Source organism: Corynebacterium sp. LK2510 (genome assembly GCF_040946405.1).
GTDB lineage: Bacteria > Actinomycetota > Actinomycetes > Mycobacteriales > Mycobacteriaceae > Corynebacterium.
The window spans coordinates 1-18,026 of the sequence record NZ_JAYWLR010000018.1 but is presented as its reverse complement, the minus strand read 5'-3'; the positions used below and the strand labels follow the sequence as shown (position 1 = coordinate 18,026).

The following is an 18,026-nucleotide window of genomic DNA, read 5'->3' as shown; positions in this document are numbered from 1 at the left end:
AGGGAGCGTGGGAGTGTGCGGGCTTTGTTCGAGCTGTTAGAGGCTCAAGTTCCTGCTGGAGTGTGGTGGCCAGGACGCTCCCGTTTCGAGATCGCGCTCGGTGCGGTGTTGACCCAGAACACAGCTTGGTCGAATGTGGAAACAGCCATCACGAACTTGAGTGATGCCGGGTTACTTAACCCCGAACGGCTACTGGCCGCTGAGGATGACGTGGTGCGGGATCTGATCCGTCCGAGTGGATATTTCAACACGAAAACCCGCTACCTTAAATCCCTCACCGCATGGTGGCTGGAACGTGATCAGGCCGCGCGGTCGCTTACAACGCCTCAGCTACGCACGGAGTTACTGTCGATCCGTGGGGTGGGCGACGAAACCGCTGATGACCTGTTGCTCTATATCTATGAGCGTCCGGTGTTCATCTATGACCTGTACGCACGCAGACTGTTGGCCGCCGCCGGTTACGGCAACTACGGAACGTACGTAGCAGCCAAGAAGGCTCTTGACCCGCTGGTAGACAAAGCCCACTTCACTGTCGCGGAGTTGGCGAAGTTTCACGGACTCATTGTTGATGCCGGAAAAACTGCTAACCGGCTAGGTGGATGGGATGCCGCCTACCCGCTGCTCACCTCCCACACCTTCGCCGAGGCAACATCCACACCGTAATGATGAAAACCAGTGTCAGGTTCGAAACCGACATACCTGCGAGCCGTGACCGTCAGCCCGGCATCCAGTAGCGCAGCGGTGAGCCGGTCACGAACCTCCAAATAGTTACTTTTCGTGAACAGACCAAGCCGTACCTCTTCGACTTCGACGGCGGGCTGGTTGTCGGCGAACACATCAAAAGAATCCGTCAGTGGTGTGGCGACGAGATAGGTGTCCGGCAGCGGTGTAGCTGTATAGAGGCCGACCGCGAACGGAATACCCAGCTCATCCGCGACAGTGGTGATGCGTTCCAGTAAAGGGGTCATGGTGCCACCTGATTCATCCGCGCAGCCAGTACCTGTTTCATTTCCTCAATCGCAGGTCGTCTGGTTTGGGAGCGGGTGGGGGCGAGGAACGGACAGGCTGCCTGGTTGGATCGGCCGTGTTCAAGCACGTTGGCAACCAACGCGTGTGATCTGCCGTCGCGCCGGTTCTCAGCAAACCCGATCTTCACGTTGTGGTCGCCGCGTGAGTTCACTTTCACGCTCGTTGTACCTAACGCGCCTAGGAGTTGCCCGGTCGAGCGCGACGGGGTGGCACCGTGCCCAATGGCTGCGGTGAGGTTGGCGCGTAGGCGCGGCTCCACCACAGCGGCACCTGCCTGCAGCACTTCCTCGGCGGCTGTATCGAGCATGGCGCTGGCGGCCTCGAGGGAATCTATGAACGCGGTCGGTAGTTTTATCTGTACTCGTGCCATGATTTAGCTCCCTTCAGGGACAGATTGGTGGGCGAGGATTTCGACATAGCGGCCGATTACTTCGACCGTGTCAATCACGAACCGACCATCGTGAGTGGCAATCTCCATCACCTCGCTCACGTCGAGGCCGGGCATGGTGCGGATGCGGAACAGGACGGTGGCGTTCGTATACGCTGCGCGGTTCACCCACGCGCTCGTGGCGTGCCGGGTTTCCCTATATGCCCTAACTGTTGCCACGACCTGGTCACGTGTGGTGGTGAACCCAGCTTTATCGCGTACTGTCACCGGCGCGATCAGGTCGATGGTTTCGCGCATGGAACCAATCCCAGACATGATCCCCTCCTCAAATCTTCCATTGGCGGTCGAGCCTGAGCAGGGTGTTGACGGCGTTCCACACGGCTTTCGCAGCCTCGGGCTTGTCGGCCCAGAACCCTGCCGTTGACCCGTCACGGGATTCGTAGAAGTGGGTGGCGAGTAGGACGATGGCTTGCCGGGTGGTGCCGCTCATGGGTTCGCTGTTGTAGTGGCCGTCGGGTAGGTGTTGGTAGGCGGTGGCGTAGGAGGTGGCAGCCCCCACCAACGAACCAATCAGGTCGTCGTCTTCGTCGTGGGTGAGGATCAGATTCGCCTTCACCAAACCCACCAACTCGGCTTTCAATGTTGGTGTGGCCATCTGGGCTGCCACCTCCTTCCTAGTTAGGCTCCAGCTTTCTGGGTCAGAACCTTCACTGCTTCGGGCAGAATCAGTTTGCCGTCGAGGCGTTGGGAGGCGAGGAAACCAACCTGACCGCTGGTAGCAAACAGTTCGTTGAGGCGTTTGAAGGAGCGGCCTTGCCGGTCGGCGATCCAGTAATACCCCAGATCACCGAACGCGACCGTGCGAGCACCCGCCTTGATCTCGGGCACAAACGCCGACGTATGAACCGGTTTACCGAGGATCATGTCCGGCGCTCCGGCCGTGAGGGCGGGTTGCCACAAGTACTGGCCTTGGGTGTCCTTGAGCTTACGCACCGTCTTCACGGTCGCGTCATTCATCAGCCACACCGCGTTCTTGCGATACGGAGCACGCAAAGAATAGTGCAGGTCGATCAGTTCATCAGCCGTGATGTCGGTTGCTTTCGCAGCCGTTACGCCCGTCTGTCCGCCGCCAGCAGTGAAGATGCCGGTGGGCTGGCCGGTGCCAGTGCCGACGAGGAAGGCTTCTTCTTCGGCCGCTCCGATCCGGCGAGCAAACTCCGAGGCCAAATAGGACTCGACATCAAACGCCGCATCATTCAACAGTTCCTCAGAAATCTTGAGGAATGTACCCAGCTTAAACGCGCTCAACGTGACTTGGCTGAAGACTTCGTCGGATTCGGTGTAGGGCTTGCCTTCGTCGAGCCAGCCTGCGGTGCCGTGGGTGGAGACGACCGGGATCTTCCGATCCCCGCTCGTGGTTTGAATCACCTTCGCCAAGCCTCGCATGACGTTCTGGTCAGCCAGGGATTGGACGAGGGTGCGTTCAAACTCGTCCGGCACCAGATAGCCACCCTCAGTATCCACGCCCTCGCTCAGGGCGTTGCGAACCTCGAGGGGTGAGGCGTTCAGGCGCATCGCATCCCAAAACGCGCGGCTGTACGAGGCTGTGGCGCGGCCAGTCTTGGCTGGTTCGGTCTCGCCGGTTTGGCCAGGCATCGACGTCAACGGCGCATGCGTCGCCCGTGCCAGGTCAGCATCGAGGCGCTGAGCACGCTCAGCCCGAGCAATCTCGTTAGTGAGCTTGTCGATCTCAGACTCCATACGGGCATAGGTCTGGTCGTCTTCAGCGGACAGGCAGCCAGTGGTGGTGTCGCGGCGCTCATCAAGAAACGCTTTCGCCTTCTCCCACGTCTCAGCACGCTTGGTGCGTAGGTCAGAAATAGTCATCGTAGACATAATTGGTTCTCCTTCTTAGGGTTAGTGGACTTGATTAATGAGGGCTGCATACAGGTCAACCACCCGCCGACCCACAGGAGCAGGAGCAGCAGACGGCTGCCTCCCCGGTGGTGTGGTGGGTGGACGTTCGGTGAGGTGAGCGACGAGACGCTGCTCAACGGGTTTGCGGGAATACACAACCCCGCCAGCCAAACTGCGTAGCGGGGTACGATTGCCGACCTTCTTGGGCTTGCCCGGTGGGAAACCATCCTCATCCGGGTCGTCGACGTCCAACTCTTCGGCGAGGTCGTCGTCCTCGTCAGGATCATCGTGCTTGGTGTTGCGGGTGAGGTACTCGTCAGCGAACCCCATCGCAATAGCAGCCCGCGCGTCCATCCAGGTCTCTTGATCCATGAGCTTGGCGAGCTTCGCCCTCGACATGCCAGTCTTCAACTCATAGGCATTAATGATGCTGTCCTTGACGGCGGCGAGCATGTCAATCGCCCGACCCAGCTCGTATGCGTCCCCGATCGCGAGCGTGGCGGGGTTGTGGATCATCAACATCGACACCGGCGACATAGCAACCGTGGAACCAGCCATCGCGATCACGGAGGCTGCTGAGGCTGCGATCCCGTCAATGCAGACACGGACGCGCCCTGGATAGTCGATAAGCATGTTATAGATCTGCGCTGCCGCGACCACATCCCCACCCGGACTGTTAATCCACACGGTTACGTCCCCAGAGCCTGCGTTCAGTTCGGACGCGAACAGGGCTGGGGTCACATCATCGTCGAACCAGGATTCTTCGGCGACCACGCCGTTAATACGCAAAACCCGGCTGGTATCACTACCCGCCGGGCCATCATTGTCGGGAGTAGTTGCCTCCCAGTTCCATAACCGTCTCACCGGCTCCTCCTCTCAAATAGTTGGTCAGGTACAAGACCGCCAGACGGCGGATCACCCTCCGGCGGCGGCAGACCTGGTGTCGTCTCCTCACTTGCGGGTTGTGCGGACGCGTATGCGCCTGCCATGGCGAGCGGCAGCATGTTGCCGTTCACCAAATACAGATCCCCGCCGTCATCTTCTGGGATGCGGTCGAGGTTTTCTAAGGTGCGGATGTCGTTGGCGGACATCCACCCGTTTTGGCGGGCGACCGCATACCCATTCATCCGCGACTCATAATCCCCGCGCAGTAGTCCTTCGACGTTGAACTTCACAAACACGCCCGGTTTCTCACGCGGGCTCAGCAAGGTTTTGGTGATGGCTTGTTCCCACCTGATGACCCACGGGTCAAGGGTGTACTTCACGAACTCCAGCGACTGCTGCTCAATACTGCTGAAGCTGGATTTGTCGAGGTCGCCGATCATGTGTGGCGGGATACGGAAAATCCGGGCGATCTCATTGATCTGAAGCTTCCTCGTTTCGAGGAACTGTGCTTGTTCAGGGCTGACGGAGATGGGCGTGTATTTCATGCCCTCTTCCAACACCGCCACCTTATTGCCGTTCCTCGCTCCACCGAACGTGGCTTGCCATGATTCACGTACCCTGCTCGGGTCTTTGATCGTGCCCGGATGCTCCAACACCCCACCAGGAGCCGCCCCATTAGCAAAGAAACTCGCGCCGTAGTCTTCGGTAGCCATCGCCATACCGATCGCGTTCTTCGCCATCGTAATCGGCGAATACCCAACCAGCCCATCGAACCCGAGCCCTGGAATATGCAGCACGTCAGCAGGCGAAAGCCGGATACGAGACCACTGACCAGCAGGCTCATCGCTACTGGTTTGGTATTCGTAGTAGAGCCTTCCAGTGTCGTCCCTGCCGACGCTCATGCGGTTTGGCATCAACGGATACAAACCGATCACCTCATCACGACCGTTGCGTAACACCTGCGCATAAGCGTTCCCCCACAACAACAAATGCGTCATCAACGTCTCGCGGAACACAAACGAGGTCATCTCCGGATTCGGCTCATCATGCAACAACCTGTACAGGCCGTGATCGGTGGCCTTCACCTTCGACCCATCCGGGCCGGTTCGGTACACGTGCAAGGGCAGGCCAGCGATCGCCTCAGCCAAAATCCGCACGCAACTATAGACGGCCGTCATCTGCATCGCCGATCGTTCCGTCACCGTCCGACCCGCCGACGTGGGGCCAAACAGGAACGAATACTGGCTCGTGAGATGGTGGTTCGAGGCGCGGCGAGGGTTGGCGGCGCGTAGCCAGTCGAGGAATCCCATGATGGTGGCTCCTTTCCCTGTGGGATAATTGGGTAACGTTCACACGAGGAGGTGCGTGGTGGGTTGGCCAGTCATTGTGTTTGTGGGTCTATTTTTGTGGCACGAAATCGAGGAATACTTCGTCCTGGTTCCATGGCTAGACGACAACACTGCCCGGTTGCCTGAACCTGTTCGACACATCAACATGACCCGCACACATTTCACAGTGATCGCAACAGAAGAACTCGTTCTGCTCATCGCGGTCGCTATCTGGTGCCAGCCAGTATGGATAGCAGCCATCATGGTCGCCTACACCATCCACCTGGTAATCCACTGCGGCCAGATGCTCTTTACTTACCTGAAACGAATCCCGCTACGGTTATGGAGCGCCCCCATACAGCTACCCATCATGATCTGGCTCATCACCATCACACCCACCTGCGGAACAGTAAGGCTTCCACTCGCTTCGCTCGTCATGGTGGCAGCCATGGGACTCAACCTTGTAGCCATGCACTGGATCACCAGCAAAACGCTAAAACACCAATAGCCCCCGCTCGTCATAGACTGACCCATTCGTATTCGCGTTGCCGCCTCGGATGGCGCGGTCTAAGGCCATGATGGTGGCGACCACGCCGTCGATCTTCTCGGTGGATTTTTGTTTGTCGGGCTTGATGTTGCCCGCCGGGTCGGTACGCACGTGAATGTTATCCACCATCCACGAAAGCACCGGGTGCCCGCCATGCGCAAGACGTCCCTCTAGAGCGAGCTTCATCAGCTCCTTGGAGGGTGGGCTCATGTCTTTGAAGCCCTGCCCGAACGGGACAACCGTGAAGCCCATGCCTTCGAGGTTTTGGCTCATTTGGACGGCACCCCACCGGTCGAAAGCGATCTCCCTAATATCGAAACGCTCACCAAGCTGTTCGATGTGGTGTTCAATGTGGGCGTAGTGGACAACGTTGCCTTCCGTGGTTTCTAGGAAGCCCTGTTGCTGCCACAGGTCGTAGGGCACGTGGTCGCGCGCCACCCGCAAACCCAGGTTGTCTTCAGGGATCCAAAACCACGGCGCAACCCGGTACTTCTCATCTGCCCCGTAGGGCGGGAACACCAACACGAACGCCGTAATATCCGTCGTACTCGCGAGGTCGAGCCCGCCATAACACGGACGTCCCTCTAGCTCAGCGAGATCGACGGGGTCGTTGTTGTGGTTCCACACGTGCATGGGCATCCACCGCACCGACTGTTTCACCCACTGATTCAACCTGAGCTGTCTAAACGTGTTTTCCTCAGCAGGATTCTGCCGCGCACTATTGCACGCCGCGCGCACTTTCTCTATTGGCACGGTCACTCCAAGGCTCGGGTTGGCTTTACGCCACACGTTCTCGTCCGTCCAGTCATCGTCTGGGTCGGCACCGTAGATCACGGGATAGAACGTGGGGTCGTGTTTCTTGCCTGCGAGGATGTCTTGGGCTTTTTGGTGTTGCTCGTAGCAAATCGAGTGCGTGTCGGTTCCAGCGGTGGTGATCAGGAAATACAGCGGCTGGGTGCGGGCATCACCGGAACCTTTGGTCATCACATCGAACAGTGCCCGGTTGGGCTGGGTATGCAGCTCGTCGAACACCACGCCGGAGATGTTGAACCCGTGCTTGGAATACGCCTCCGCGCTCAGGACTTGATAGAAACTGTTGGTGGGTTTATAGATAATCCGCTTCTGGCTCGACAGGATTTTCACCCGTTTCGATAAGGCTGGGGATTGACGCACCATATCCGCAGCCACCTCGAACACGATAGAGGCCTGCTGCCGATCCGCCGCACACCCGTACACCTCGGCGGCTTGCTCACCATCCCCACAACACAGCAATAACGCGACGGCTGCTGCTAACTCACTTTTGCCCATCTTCTTCGGGATCTCAACATAAGCGGTAGTGAATTGGCGGTAGCCGTCTTCTTTAATCGTGCCGAATAGGTCACGCACGATTTTCTCCTGCCAGCCTAGGAGTTTGAAGGGTTTGCCTGCCCAGCGACCCTTCGTGTGACGTAGGGCTTGGATGAACGCGATGGCGAAATCAGCTTTACGCTTGTCATAGGTGGAGCCTGCAGCCATAAACTTTGTTGGCTTGTAACGGCTGGTATTCACGGCTGCGGTTCCTCCTATCAGGGCAAAGAAATAGCCCCACTGTGGGGCTGGTTGGGTGCAGAGCGCGGCCCCGAACCGTGTGGTCGGGGCGAGCAGCGGGCTAGTCGGTGATGGTGGTGATGCCTTGGTTTCCGGCTTCCAGGCCTGCTTCGAAGGCTTTGGTCAGGATGTGTTTCAGGCCCCAGACGCTGACTTCCGGGAAGTCCAGCTCATCGGAAAGCCGCTGTTCCAGGGTCGGGATGTAGTTGAAACGCTCGCTGGTGATCTCGGTCAGGAGCTGGTTGAGGGCTTCTCGGCTGATCGTGGTGGTTGTCATGGCTGTTTTTTCCTTTCCGCTGTTGTTGTTTGCGCATGTACATACAGCCATAGGTTTCACCCGATATCCAGTTGTTTTCGGCTTTTTTTCTGGGTAAAACAGCGATCTACATCTCTTCCCAAATAACGAGGAGAACCCGCTGTTTTCAGCAGGGGACCTGACCCCCTGTTGGTGGACATAGGCTAGCCCCGGCGTTCAGCCGGAGAAAGGTAGTCTTCTACCATGTCCCGTAAAACATATTCCGCGCAGTTCAAGAAAGACGCGGTAGCCGCGTACGAGTCCAGCGAGGCTTCAATGGCGCAGGTTGCTTCTGATCTGGGAATTAATCGTAATTCGCTGCAAAACTGGGTAAACCAGTTTGGCACCGGGGTGCGGGCCAGGCGGCGCAAAGAAGCAGAGGCCGCGCGGGTCTTATCTGAAGCAGAGAGAATCCGACAACTCGAAAAGGAAAACGCGCTTTTGAAAGAAGAACGCGATATTTTGCGCAAGGCGGCGCAGTATTTCGCGAAGGAGATGGGCTTGTGATCCGCTTCAAGTTCATCGAGGACCACCGTACTGAGTTCTCAGTCAAGCGGATGTGTACCGTACTGAAAGTAAGGCGTTCTTCCTATTACAAGTGGGCCGCAAATGCGGCCCGGCGCGAGCAACAGGTATACGCTGACGGGCTGCTAGGGGAGCGAATTCGGATCGCTTTCGAGGCGGAAGGTGGCTTGTATGGTGCTAAACGTATAGCCGCGTTGCTTACTGCGCAGACCCCGGACCAGCCGGTAAATCACAAACGCGTAGCACGGGTGATGAAAGCTCTCGGGTTGGCAGGTTTTACGAAAAAACGTCGTGTTCGCACTACTGTCAGTGATCCACATAAGCGGGTCTTTGATGATCTTCTCGAGCGTGATTTCACCGCGGCCAGGCCTAACGACAAGCTTGTCGGGGACATTACATATCTTCCCCTTGCCGGGCAAAAGAATATGTATCTGGCTACTGTGATTGACTGTTTCTCCCGGAAACTGGTCGGTTTTGCGATTGCAGATCACATGCGTGTTGAACTCGCCCGAGAGGCATTACTGATGGCCGCAGACCAGCGAGGATCCTTGCGTGGAACGATTTTCCATTCTGATCACGGCAGTGTATACACCTCCTCTGTATTTCAAGAAACATGCCGCCAGTTGGGAGTACAACAATCCATGGGAGCTGTAGGCAGTAGTGCCGATAACGCGCTGGCAGAGTCATTTAATGCAACGCTCAAACGAGAAGTTCTCAAAAATGCGAAGGTTTTCCCCAACATGCTCTCCTGCCGCCGGCAGGTCTTTGCGTGGTGTACTCGGTATAACACGAAACGATTGCACACCTGGTGCAATTACCAGGCCCCAGACACCTTCGAAAAACACGCGTCAGCTACACTTGACCTTGCAGCATAAACACCACCCCCATGTCCACTTTCCGGGGGTCGGGCCCGAAATCACCAACCCCGAACAACGAGGCATCGATACCCGGCAACTGGCACGCATCGCTAAAACTGACTGGAGGAAAAACCCCACCAACCTCCACCTGTTGGCGCCAGCCGGAACCGGGAAAACATACATCGCCTGCGCGATCGGAATCGCAGCCTGCCAAGCAGGCTACTCCGTAATGTACTACCGCCTCGACCAACTGGTAACTAAGCTAGCGGCCTTCTTGCCCACGGATCCGGCCTACAGCGAGGAAATGAGAAAAATAACGAACGTCGATGTCCTCATCATCGACGACTTTCTCACCCTTGAAATAGATTCCCGAGGCCAAGACGACCTAACCAAAATCATATTCGACAGAGAAGGACGACTACCCACCATCATCTCTTCACAATCAGCAGCAGGCTACTGGCTCAAAACCCTACCCAACCGCGTAGGAGCTGACTCCCTCGTCAGCAGACTCAGCAGCGGACGCCACATCGAAATCGGTGACTTCGACATGCGTCAACACCTCGCAACCATCCAAGACAACACCGACACCTAACCACCAAGGCCAGCCCGCCAACCAGGCGGGCTGGCCTACCACCAACCCGGAACACCACCCCTACCACATCACCGGAACACCCCTACCAACTACGTGCACTTAGCAGGGTCGACGCTATCCGATGGCACCGCTCCGCACCGGGGTCTTGTATCCATCGTGATACGTTGTGCGATCATATCTGCGGCACAGGAACACTTTTTAGCGCCACCTAAACCTTTTAGCGTCACCGATACTTTTTAGCGGTTGCCGCACTATTTAGCGCTTCAGCTTTACTTCCCCCACCCAACCCCGACAGACATCGAAAATTGTAACCAATCCAGCCCCAACAAACCTCAACAAAACCGGATACGAGATCACCAAAACCGCCCCTGACAAGTCAAAACGCCATCCGTCCGGGCAAAACAAAAGGACGCTCACTTTGTATCAAAATGAGCGTCCAAGTGGTGGAGCTAACGGGATTCGAACCCGTGACCCCCACACTGCCAGTGTGGTGCGCTACCAGCTGCGCCATAGCCCCAAAAAACGATATTCGGTTGTGGAGTGGAGCTAACGGGATTCGAACCCGTGACCCCCACACTGCCAGTGTGGTGCGCTACCAGCTGCGCCATAGCCCCAGTTAACCGGAGAAAACCTCCAAGCAACTCCGCTTAATATACACGTCACCCGCGGAGGCAACCAAATCGCCTCCGCGGGCATTTTCCGGGGTGATAAGCCCTGAACGTCTTACGCGGTCGCGACGTCGAGCCACGTGGTGATGTCATCACCAGTGTCGAGATCCTTGCCGTCGCGCATGACGCGCGGAGTGTAGGCCTTGCCTGTGGTCTCGTTCTGGTAGTTCAGGTTCTCCAGGCCAACCTGCTCTGCAACCGGGAGGAACTTTCCGTCGCGGATGTCCTGAACGGCCTCGACGCTGGCGCCGAAGGCGTGCGCCAAATCTCCCAGGAAGTTGCCATCAACCCTGTTGTAAACGTTTTGTTGGTTCTCAAGAAGAGCGACGCGCAGGTTCCACAGCGCCTGGGCGTCACCGTGGCTGGCCAGCGCGAGCTCAGCGGCCAGCGCGCGGGTGGAGTGGCCTTGGGAGTACTGCGCCCCCTGTCCGTCCAGGAAGTTCATCGGGTGGAGGTCCACCGTGAGCTCACCTGCCTGGATCTTTTCCAGCATGTCTGCGTCGGTTTCCTCAGCCAGATTTGCACAGTAACTACAAGAGAAGTCCTCGAAAAGGGACACACGGTTGTCAGCCTCACCGCGATCGGCGGCGGTCAGGGTGAAGAACGGGTCCCCCTCGTTGTAGGACACGGCCAGGTTCTCCACCGGCACCGTGTGCTCGGTTAGAGCTGCAATGCGCTGGGTACGACCGTTGAAGAAGATCAGCCCGATCACAACCGCCGCGATAGCGATGACGGCGAGCAGCGCCCAGAGGAAGCCTGCGCCTCCCTTGGCGTTGGGGTTTTGCACCTTGCGAGTGGTCACGTATTACACCTTTTCTACGTTGAGATTATTTGGCTGCGCCCTTACAACACTAAGGGAAGAGCGCGAACTTCTTGTACGGACGGTAGATCATGAACAGGGTAACGATGACATAGAGAACGTCGCGCCCGATCGTCGCCAGCACGTTCGTTCCTTCGTCGGACTCCCCCGGGCTGAAGCAGCCACAATCGATAATCAGACCACGTGCCCACGCGGATGACAATCCGATGATGAACAGGGCCAAGATGACGATTGATACCCATCCCGAGGCGCGGAGCTTGATACCGAGCAGCAGCAACAGGCCGCCGGCGATCTCCAGCGGGCCGATCAGTCGGGCTAGCCCGTCCGACCAGGCCGGGGTGAAGATCTCGTAGGCCATGATCGTCTGGGTGACATCCATGTGGACGCCGATTTTCGCGATACCCGCGGAAATCCAGATATAGGCCATGAAGAACCGCGCCGCGGCCGACATGATATCGAGTACGACCTCGCGAGTTGAGGGCGCAAGCAGCGCCGTCCGCTTCCGAGGAGCGTGTTCCGTTTCAGCTAGTCCAGCTTGAATATTTCCCACCCGGTCGATTTTAGTCCAGGCGTCAATGAGTTCCTATAGGTTCTTCCTGTGGTGCTGATACTAATTTCCCGGGGATCGCCGAACCGCGGTCCCCGGAGGTACTGGTTACTTCGCGCTGAGTACCTGAGAGACCAGCGCCCGGGCTTCCTCCTGCACCTGGGCGAGGTGGTCTACACCCCGGAAGCTTTCGGCGTAGATCTTGTACTTGTCTTCTGTGCCCGACGGGCGCGCCGCAAACCACGCGTTCTCGGTGGTCACCTTCAGCCCGCCAATCGCAGCCCCATTGCCTGGCGCCTCGGTCAGCTTCGCGGTGATGTTCTCCCCCGCCAGCTCTGTGGCGCGCACAGCTTCCGGGGACAGCTTCTTCAGCACAGCCTTCTGCTCACGATCCGCCGGAGCGTCGGTGCGCGCGTACGCAGGCGCGCCGAACTTCTCCTCGAGCTCCGCGTAGCGCTGCGACGGGGTCTTTCCGGTCACGGCGGTGATCTCCGCGGCGAGCAGATCCATGATGATTCCGTCTTTATCGGTGGACCACACGGTTCCGTCGTGGCGCAGGAAGGACGCACCGGCGGATTCCTCGCCACCGAAGCCGATGGTGCCGTCGATAAGCCCAGGCACGAACCACTTAAAGCCGACGGGGACCTCAACGAGGTCGCGACCGTGAGCGGCTGCGACCTTGTCGATGACCGACGAAGACACCAGTGTCTTGCCCACCGCGGTTGACTCGCTCCACCCGGGGCGGTGGCTGAACAGGTAGTCGATGGCCACGGCGAGAAAGTGGTTCGGGTTCATCAGGCCGGCGTCAGGAGTGACGATGCCGTGACGGTCCGCATCAGCGTCGTTGCCAGTGGAAATGTCGTACCGGTCGCGGTTGCGCACGAGCGAGGCCATTGAGTTCGGGCTGGAGCAGTCCATGCGGATCGCGCCGTCGGTGTCCAGCGTCATGGACCGCCACGTTGCGTCGACATGCGGGTTGACCACCGTGAGATTGAGGTTGTGGGTATCCGCAATCGCCTGCCAGTAGTGCACGGAGGCCCCTCCCATCGGGTCGGCGCCGATGCTCAGGCCACTCTCGCGGATCGCGTCGATGTCCACCACGTTCGGCAGGTCGGCGACATAGGAGCCCATGAAATCAAACGGTGTTGCGCGCTCGTCGAGCACGCCGCTTATCGACGCCCGCCTCACCCCATCCAGGCCAGCCGCAATGTACTCGTTCGCTTTCGTAGCGATCCAATCGGTGGCGTCCGTGTCCGCCGGGCCGCCGCTGGGCGGGTTGTACTTAAAGCCGCCGTCGCGCGGCGGGTTGTGCGAGGGTGTGACGACGATTCCGTCGGCGCGGCGTGGATCAGAGCCGGTTACCCCGCCGTCGAGAGCCGCGTTGTGGCGCAGAATTGCATGCGAGATCGCCGGGGTCGGAGTGTAGGCCCCGTTGGCGTCGACAAGCACCTCGACGTCGTTGCCGACGAGGACCTCGAGGGCGGAGACCATGGCCGGCTCCGAGAGCGCGTGCGTGTCCCGGCCGATGTAGATCGGTCCCCCGATGTTATTGGCGCGGCGGTAGTCCACGATCGCCTGGGTCGTCGCCCAAATGTGCTGCTGGTTGAACGCGTTGTCGAGGGAGCTGCCGCGGTGTCCGGAGGTGCCGAAGGCGACCTGCTGCGCCGGGTCGGCCGGGTCGATGTCGCGGGTGTAGTAGGCGGTGACTACCTCGGCGATATCGATGAGGTCTCCTGGCTGGGCTGGCTGCCCCGCGCGATCGTGTGCCATTGTGCGCTCCTTCGGCTCTGCGTCATGATGCTCTGCGTGATGGTGACTCTTACCCCATCATTCCTGGATTGGCCGCGTTGCGCACCCGCCGTAACATCAATCGCTGTGTGGAAGGACCCCAGCCTTGTCGGAATCGGCGCCGCGACCGGCGCGAGTGTGCGTTATTTGCTCATGCTCGCAGCCCCGGACACAGTGGCCGCGGCGCTGTTTACAACAGTGCTGATCAACGCTGCCGGGTGTTTCGCAATGGGTCTTACCGCCCCGGGCAAGCTGTGGGGCATGGGTTTTCTCGGCGGCTTCACCACGTTCTCCGCCGTGTCCGTCGCTGCCCTGCCCCTCGGGGCCGCGGGAGCTGCCGCGCTGCTGGCGCTGAGCTTTACCTCGTGCATCGCGGCGTGGTGGGCGGGCGACACGCTGCGCCGTACGCGGATCGCGCAAGGCGGGTTCCCGTGATTATGTCCCTCATTGCAGTAGCCGCTGGGGGTTTCGCAGGAGGAGTCGCCCGCTGGGCGCTGAGCCACCTCAACACCCCAGACCGCAAAGTCGGGACGTGGGCGGCCAACGTCGTCGGCTCCGCCGTGCTGGGGTTTACCATCGGCCTGCCCGGACTCGCTCCGCTGCTGTTCGGCACCGGCTTCGCAGGTGGGCTCTCGACGTGGTCGACCCTTGCGAAGGAACTTGGCGAAGACCTTCGCGCCAGACGCTGGCGCACGGCCACGACGTATGCGGCGCTCACCGCAGCCACCGGCATCGTCGCTGCGTACTACGGGACCATGTTCGCGGCGCGCGCCTTCGCTGAGTAACGCCCTATTCCGCGATCGCGTCGAGTGGCGGAGTCGTCGTTGCACGCTGCGCCGGCCACAACGCGGCCAGAACGCCGATCACGATGGAGCCGATGAGCATCGTGACAATCAGCGGCCACGGAATGATGATGCGTTCCAGCCCTTGGTCTGCCAGAACGGTAAGGAAAGCCCAGCCCAAGCCGAGGCCCATAAGAATTCCGGCGACAGCGCCGAAAACGGCCATCTGCACCGACTCCAGGATTATCATCGTGCGAACCTGGCCGCGCTGGGTACCCACCGCACGCAGCATGCCGATCTCCTGTCGGCGCTCAATCACCGACAGAGTCAAGGTATTGATGATCCCGAGGACCGCGATGACGACAGCTAGAGACAACAGCGCGTAGAGGATGAACAGCATCTGGTCGATCATTCCGCCAACCTCACCACTCATGTCACTCGCTGACTTCACTTGGACGACGATGTCTTCCTGGACAGCCTCGACCAACGTGTTGCGCAATTCCTCCTCAGTGACCGACCCATCGCCGCGCACACCCACCATTTGGTAAATAAACGCGCTGTTGGGGATGACCTTTAGTGCAGCGTCATCGTCGATCACCACCCCGCGGATCAGGTTCGTGTCCTCGAAAATGCCGCCGATTGTCGCCTCAGCGGTATCCGCAGAGACACCCGGGGCCGAAATCGTCACGGTGTCGCCAACTGCCCAGCCATTGCTGTCTGCCAGCGAACGCGGGGCGATCACCGTGTCAGCGTCGATCGTCGATTCGCCCTCTTCCATGTTGACGACGAACAGGTCGCTCGGGTCAGCAGAGAACACCGGGTTAGCGCGGTACGTGCCGAATGTGTACGCAAACTCCCCATTCACTGCGACTGGCGCCTCACTGTAGGCAATGACCTCACCGACGCCGTCTAGCTCAGCGACCTTGTCCGGCACAGTCGCCGGCACGGGGAACATACCCGTTTGTGGTGAAGCGAGGACGAAATCAGAGGTGACCTGACTCTCGGCAATGTCTGAAACGGACTGCTTCATGGTCGCGCCAAGCATCCCAATCACCGTCACCAGCGCGATACCGAGCAAAAGAGCGAACGCAGTGGCACTCGTACGACGCGGGTTGCGGGAACTATTCGTCGACGCAAGCTTGCCGACGGCCCCAAAAGGCGCACCAATGACGCGTCCAAGGGGCGGCACAATCGGCAAACTCAACGCAGGGCCAGCAAGGAAGACACCAGCAATCACAGAAAGGGCCGCCGCACCCACCAACCAAGCACGGTCGGCGGTGGAACCCTCGGACCAGGCCATGCCGCTCCCCGCGGCAACGGCACCAGCGGCGAGAAGCAGCAGGCCGGCGATGGTGCGCCCACGCAACGGCTGCGGCGATGCCGATTCGCTCGCTCGCATTGCCTCGACTGGTTGGACACGTCCCGCACGGCGTGCCGGCGCCCAGGCAGACAGCATAGTCACGATAACGCCCACCACGATGGGGACAGCGACCGCTTGGGCCGAGAGCCCTAACCCGCCGTCGGGAAGCGACATGTCGTATGCACCCATGACGGCTTTGATGATGCTGACCAACACAGCACCCGCCACCACACCCAACATTGACCCAATCAGGCCGACGATGAAGGCCTCCACCGAAACTGAGCGGGAGATCTGACGGCGCGATGCACCGAGCGCACGCAACAGCGCGAATTCTTTGGTGCGCTGAGCAACGATCATGGAGAAGGTGTTGGCGATGAGGAACATACCGACCAAAAGCCCCACGAGCCCAAAAGCGATCAGGAAGTAGCTGACAAAACTCAATCCTTCACGGATCTGCTTTGATACCTCGTCGGCAAGCGCCTGCCCGGTGTCGACCTGGTAATCGGGGTAGGCTGCGCGCAATTCGTCGACAAGCTGATCCGGCGAGATCCCCTTTACCGCGTGGACAACGATCTGCGGCACCGTCGCGCCGTCGGTGTAGTACTCGTTGTATGTTTCGGGGCTAACCTTGAACCCCAGCGAGGATGGCTGGGCAAGATCGTCGTCGTAAAAGCCCACGACGTCGAGAGTGTGCCGGGCAGACGCATCGACGACAATCAATTGCTCGTCGAGCGCAATGCCGTATCGCTCGGCGGCGTTTCGGTTAAGCAGCGCCTCCCCCACTGTCTGTGGCGCGCGCCCCTCGACGATCGCGGGGGACGCGCCGACCGATTCACCCTCGGGGTAGGCAACCTCAACGCTCGCGCCACCCTGGCCGGTCTGAATCGCTGTGTTGTCGCTCGTGGCCGCCACAACGGTGGTCGAACCGGATTGGTTCGCGTTGAGAACGCGAGGATTGCCCTGCAACTCCTCCACGAGGCCGGTGGGAAGGGGTTGGCCGCTCTCACCAACCTGAACAACGGCGTCGATGCCTTCGAACTCTGAGGAAACTGCCGAGTCGAAAGTCCGCTCCAGCATGCTGGTGAACATAAGCGAGCCGGCAATAAACGCGGTACCCAGAACTACCGCAAGAACAGTGAGGAACAGCCTTAGCTTGTGGGCGGCAATGTTGCGCATCGACACCCGAGTCAAAGTCGAAGCCACGCTACCCCTCGATCCCGGCCATCACGTGCAGGATCGCATCGACCGTCGGCTCGTAAAGCTCGTCAACAATGCGCCCATCCCGCAGGAAGATCACGCGGTCGGCGTACGAAGCAGCACGGGCATCGTGGGTCACGATTACGACCGTCTGGTTGTCGTGATCTACCGCATGCCGGAGAATATCAAGGACTTCACTACTCGCGTTCGAATCCAAGTTTCCCGTCGGCTCATCGCCGAAGATGATCTCCGGCCTGCTCACCAGAGCTCGCGCACAGGCCACACGCTGCTGTTGACCGCCAGAGAGCTCACTTGGTCGATGGCTGAGGCGCTGGGCAAGGCCGAGACGCTCAGTGACCTCGCTGAACCACTCTTGGTCCACCGTCTTGCCGGCGATATCAGTGGGAAGCGTGATGTTCTCCGCAGCAGTCAACGTGGGCACCAAGTTGAAAGACTGGAAGATGAAGCCGAGCCGGTCACGGCGCAGCGCAGTGAGGGCCTTGTCATCGAGCCCGGAGAGATCGGTCCCGCCGATGTAGGCGGAACCCGATGTGAAGGAATCGAGGCCAGCCATGGCATGCATCAGGGTCGACTTACCAGACCCTGAAGGGCCCATGATGGCCGTGAACTCATTCGCGGTGAAATCGACGCTGACTCCATCGAGGGCGACTACTTGGGTATCGCCTTGCCCATATGTCTTGACCAAATCGACAGCCCGAGCGGCTGCACCGTCCTGGCCGCGCAAGTCCGAGGTATCTGCCAGGCTGTGGCTGCCCATGCTTGCTGCTCCTTTAGCTGTGGAAGAAAATACCCTTGAACCCTACCGGAAATCCTGATGCAGGTAGAGGCACCGAAGGCTCGAGCTTTCCTTGCCAAGCAGGAGGAAACCGCAACGACGGAACTCCCCGGGGCCA

General features: G+C 59.4%; 19 protein-coding genes, 2 tRNA genes and 1 pseudogene. 6 read left to right on the top strand and 16 right to left on the bottom strand.

The genetic code is table 11. The annotated features are described in order from the left end of the window. Window positions 1-24 precede the first annotated feature (24 nt). Window positions 25-663, top strand: a complete 639-nt coding sequence (locus VVR41_RS09100) for an endonuclease III domain-containing protein (protein ID WP_368524494.1) — start codon at window positions 25-27, stop codon at window positions 661-663. Here VVR41_RS09100 and VVR41_RS09095 read toward each other — a convergent pair. Genes VVR41_RS09095 through VVR41_RS09065 form a run of 7 tightly spaced genes read right to left on the bottom strand, consistent with a single transcriptional unit; the run spans window position 612 to window position 5,529 of the window. Beyond that, window positions 612-968: a hypothetical protein gene (locus tag VVR41_RS09095; protein WP_368524493.1), complete on the bottom strand. Its 357-nt coding sequence runs from the start codon at window positions 966-968 to the stop codon at window positions 612-614. The genes VVR41_RS09100 and VVR41_RS09095 overlap by 52 nt on opposite strands. Then, window positions 965-1,399, bottom strand: a complete 435-nt coding sequence (locus tag VVR41_RS09090; protein WP_368524492.1) for an HK97 gp10 family phage protein — start codon at window positions 1,397-1,399, stop codon at window positions 965-967. The genes VVR41_RS09095 and VVR41_RS09090 overlap by 4 nt, the downstream gene beginning before the upstream one ends. Window positions 1,400-1,402: 3 nt before the next feature. After that, on the bottom strand, window positions 1,403-1,732 hold the full coding sequence (locus tag VVR41_RS09085) for a head-tail adaptor protein (RefSeq protein WP_368524491.1): 330 nt from the start codon (window positions 1,730-1,732) through the stop codon (window positions 1,403-1,405). Between the two features lie 10 nt (window positions 1,733-1,742). Further along, complete coding sequence (locus tag VVR41_RS09080) at window positions 1,743-2,072, bottom strand: head-tail connector protein (RefSeq protein ID WP_368524490.1); 330 nt, start codon at window positions 2,070-2,072, stop codon at window positions 1,743-1,745. 23 nt (window positions 2,073-2,095) lie between these two features. Continuing rightward, the gene (locus tag VVR41_RS09075; RefSeq protein WP_368524489.1) at window positions 2,096-3,313 is read right to left on the bottom strand and encodes a phage major capsid protein; all 1,218 of its coding nucleotides are present in this window, start codon (window positions 3,311-3,313) and stop codon (window positions 2,096-2,098) included. A 21-nt stretch (window positions 3,314-3,334) separates the two neighbouring features. Beyond that, a complete protein-coding gene (locus tag VVR41_RS09070; RefSeq protein ID WP_368524488.1) occupies window positions 3,335-4,198 on the bottom strand; it encodes a head maturation protease, ClpP-related in 864 nt (287 codons plus the stop codon). Continuing rightward, on the bottom strand, window positions 4,195-5,529 hold the full coding sequence (locus VVR41_RS09065) for a phage portal protein (protein WP_368524487.1): 1,335 nt from the start codon (window positions 5,527-5,529) through the stop codon (window positions 4,195-4,197). Before VVR41_RS09065 ends, VVR41_RS09070 begins: the two co-directional genes overlap by 4 nt. A 58-nt stretch (window positions 5,530-5,587) precedes the next feature. On the opposite strand from VVR41_RS09065, the gene VVR41_RS09060 reads away from it, so the two are divergent. Further along, on the top strand, window positions 5,588-6,055 hold the full coding sequence (locus tag VVR41_RS09060) for an HXXEE domain-containing protein (protein WP_368524486.1): 468 nt from the start codon (window positions 5,588-5,590) through the stop codon (window positions 6,053-6,055). Here the strand turns inward: VVR41_RS09060 and VVR41_RS09055 are convergent. Both VVR41_RS09055 and VVR41_RS09050 read right to left on the bottom strand, forming a co-directional pair. Next, a complete protein-coding gene (locus VVR41_RS09055) occupies window positions 6,041-7,609 on the bottom strand; it encodes a terminase large subunit (RefSeq protein WP_368524512.1) in 1,569 nt (522 codons plus the stop codon). The genes VVR41_RS09060 and VVR41_RS09055 overlap by 15 nt on opposite strands. A 133-nt stretch (window positions 7,610-7,742) precedes the next feature. Continuing rightward, window positions 7,743-7,958 (bottom strand): DUF6900 domain-containing protein, encoded by a 216-nt coding sequence (locus VVR41_RS09050; protein ID WP_368524485.1) that lies wholly within the window; start codon window positions 7,956-7,958, stop codon window positions 7,743-7,745. 222 nt (window positions 7,959-8,180) lie between these two features. On the opposite strand from VVR41_RS09050, the gene VVR41_RS09045 reads away from it, so the two are divergent. Beyond that, window positions 8,181-9,376 (top strand): IS3 family transposase gene (locus VVR41_RS09045; protein WP_185933549.1). Its coding sequence is split into 2 segments (ribosomal slippage): window positions 8,181-8,463 and window positions 8,463-9,376, totalling 1,197 coding nucleotides; the frame shifts between segments, so codons are not numbered across the junction. Window positions 9,377-9,413: 37 nt separating this feature from the next. Next, window positions 9,414-9,950, top strand: a pseudogene (locus VVR41_RS09040) (ATP-binding protein); the annotation flags it as partial. A 441-nt stretch (window positions 9,951-10,391) separates the two neighbouring features. Here VVR41_RS09040 and VVR41_RS09035 read toward each other — a convergent pair. The 5 genes from VVR41_RS09035 to pgm all read right to left on the bottom strand — a co-directional run bounded on the left by VVR41_RS09035 (window position 10,392) and on the right by pgm (window position 13,755). Continuing rightward, a tRNA-Ala gene (locus tag VVR41_RS09035) sits at window positions 10,392-10,467 on the bottom strand. Window positions 10,468-10,491: 24 nt separating this feature from the next. After that, window positions 10,492-10,564, bottom strand: a tRNA-Ala gene (locus tag VVR41_RS09030). 109 nt (window positions 10,565-10,673) lie between these two features. Next, on the bottom strand, window positions 10,674-11,420 hold the full coding sequence (locus VVR41_RS09025) for a DsbA family protein (RefSeq protein ID WP_368524484.1): 747 nt from the start codon (window positions 11,418-11,420) through the stop codon (window positions 10,674-10,676). 49 nt (window positions 11,421-11,469) lie between these two features. After that, window positions 11,470-11,889: a MauE/DoxX family redox-associated membrane protein gene (locus VVR41_RS09020; RefSeq protein ID WP_409338306.1), complete on the bottom strand. Its 420-nt coding sequence runs from the start codon at window positions 11,887-11,889 to the stop codon at window positions 11,470-11,472. Window positions 11,890-12,093: 204 nt separating this feature from the next. Continuing rightward, window positions 12,094-13,755 (bottom strand): phosphoglucomutase (alpha-D-glucose-1,6-bisphosphate-dependent), encoded by a 1,662-nt coding sequence (gene pgm, locus VVR41_RS09015; protein WP_368524482.1) that lies wholly within the window; start codon window positions 13,753-13,755, stop codon window positions 12,094-12,096. A 105-nt stretch (window positions 13,756-13,860) separates the two neighbouring features. On the opposite strand from pgm, the gene VVR41_RS09010 reads away from it, so the two are divergent. Beyond that, window positions 13,861-14,208, top strand: coding sequence for a CrcB family protein (locus VVR41_RS09010; protein ID WP_368524481.1), 348 nt, complete (start codon window positions 13,861-13,863; stop codon window positions 14,206-14,208). Between the two features lie 2 nt (window positions 14,209-14,210). Beyond that, the gene (locus VVR41_RS09005) at window positions 14,211-14,558 is read left to right on the top strand and encodes a CrcB family protein (RefSeq protein ID WP_368524511.1); all 348 of its coding nucleotides are present in this window, start codon (window positions 14,211-14,213) and stop codon (window positions 14,556-14,558) included. 4 nt (window positions 14,559-14,562) lie between these two features. Here the strand turns inward: VVR41_RS09005 and VVR41_RS09000 are convergent, their stop codons facing one another. Together VVR41_RS09000 and VVR41_RS08995 are read right to left on the bottom strand one after the other, a co-directional pair. After that, on the bottom strand, window positions 14,563-17,118 hold the full coding sequence (locus VVR41_RS09000; RefSeq protein WP_368524480.1) for an ABC transporter permease: 2,556 nt from the start codon (window positions 17,116-17,118) through the stop codon (window positions 14,563-14,565). Window position 17,119: 1 nt separating this feature from the next. Then, a complete protein-coding gene (locus VVR41_RS08995; protein ID WP_368524479.1) occupies window positions 17,120-17,890 on the bottom strand; it encodes an ABC transporter ATP-binding protein in 771 nt (256 codons plus the stop codon). Window positions 17,891-18,026 lie beyond the last annotated feature (136 nt).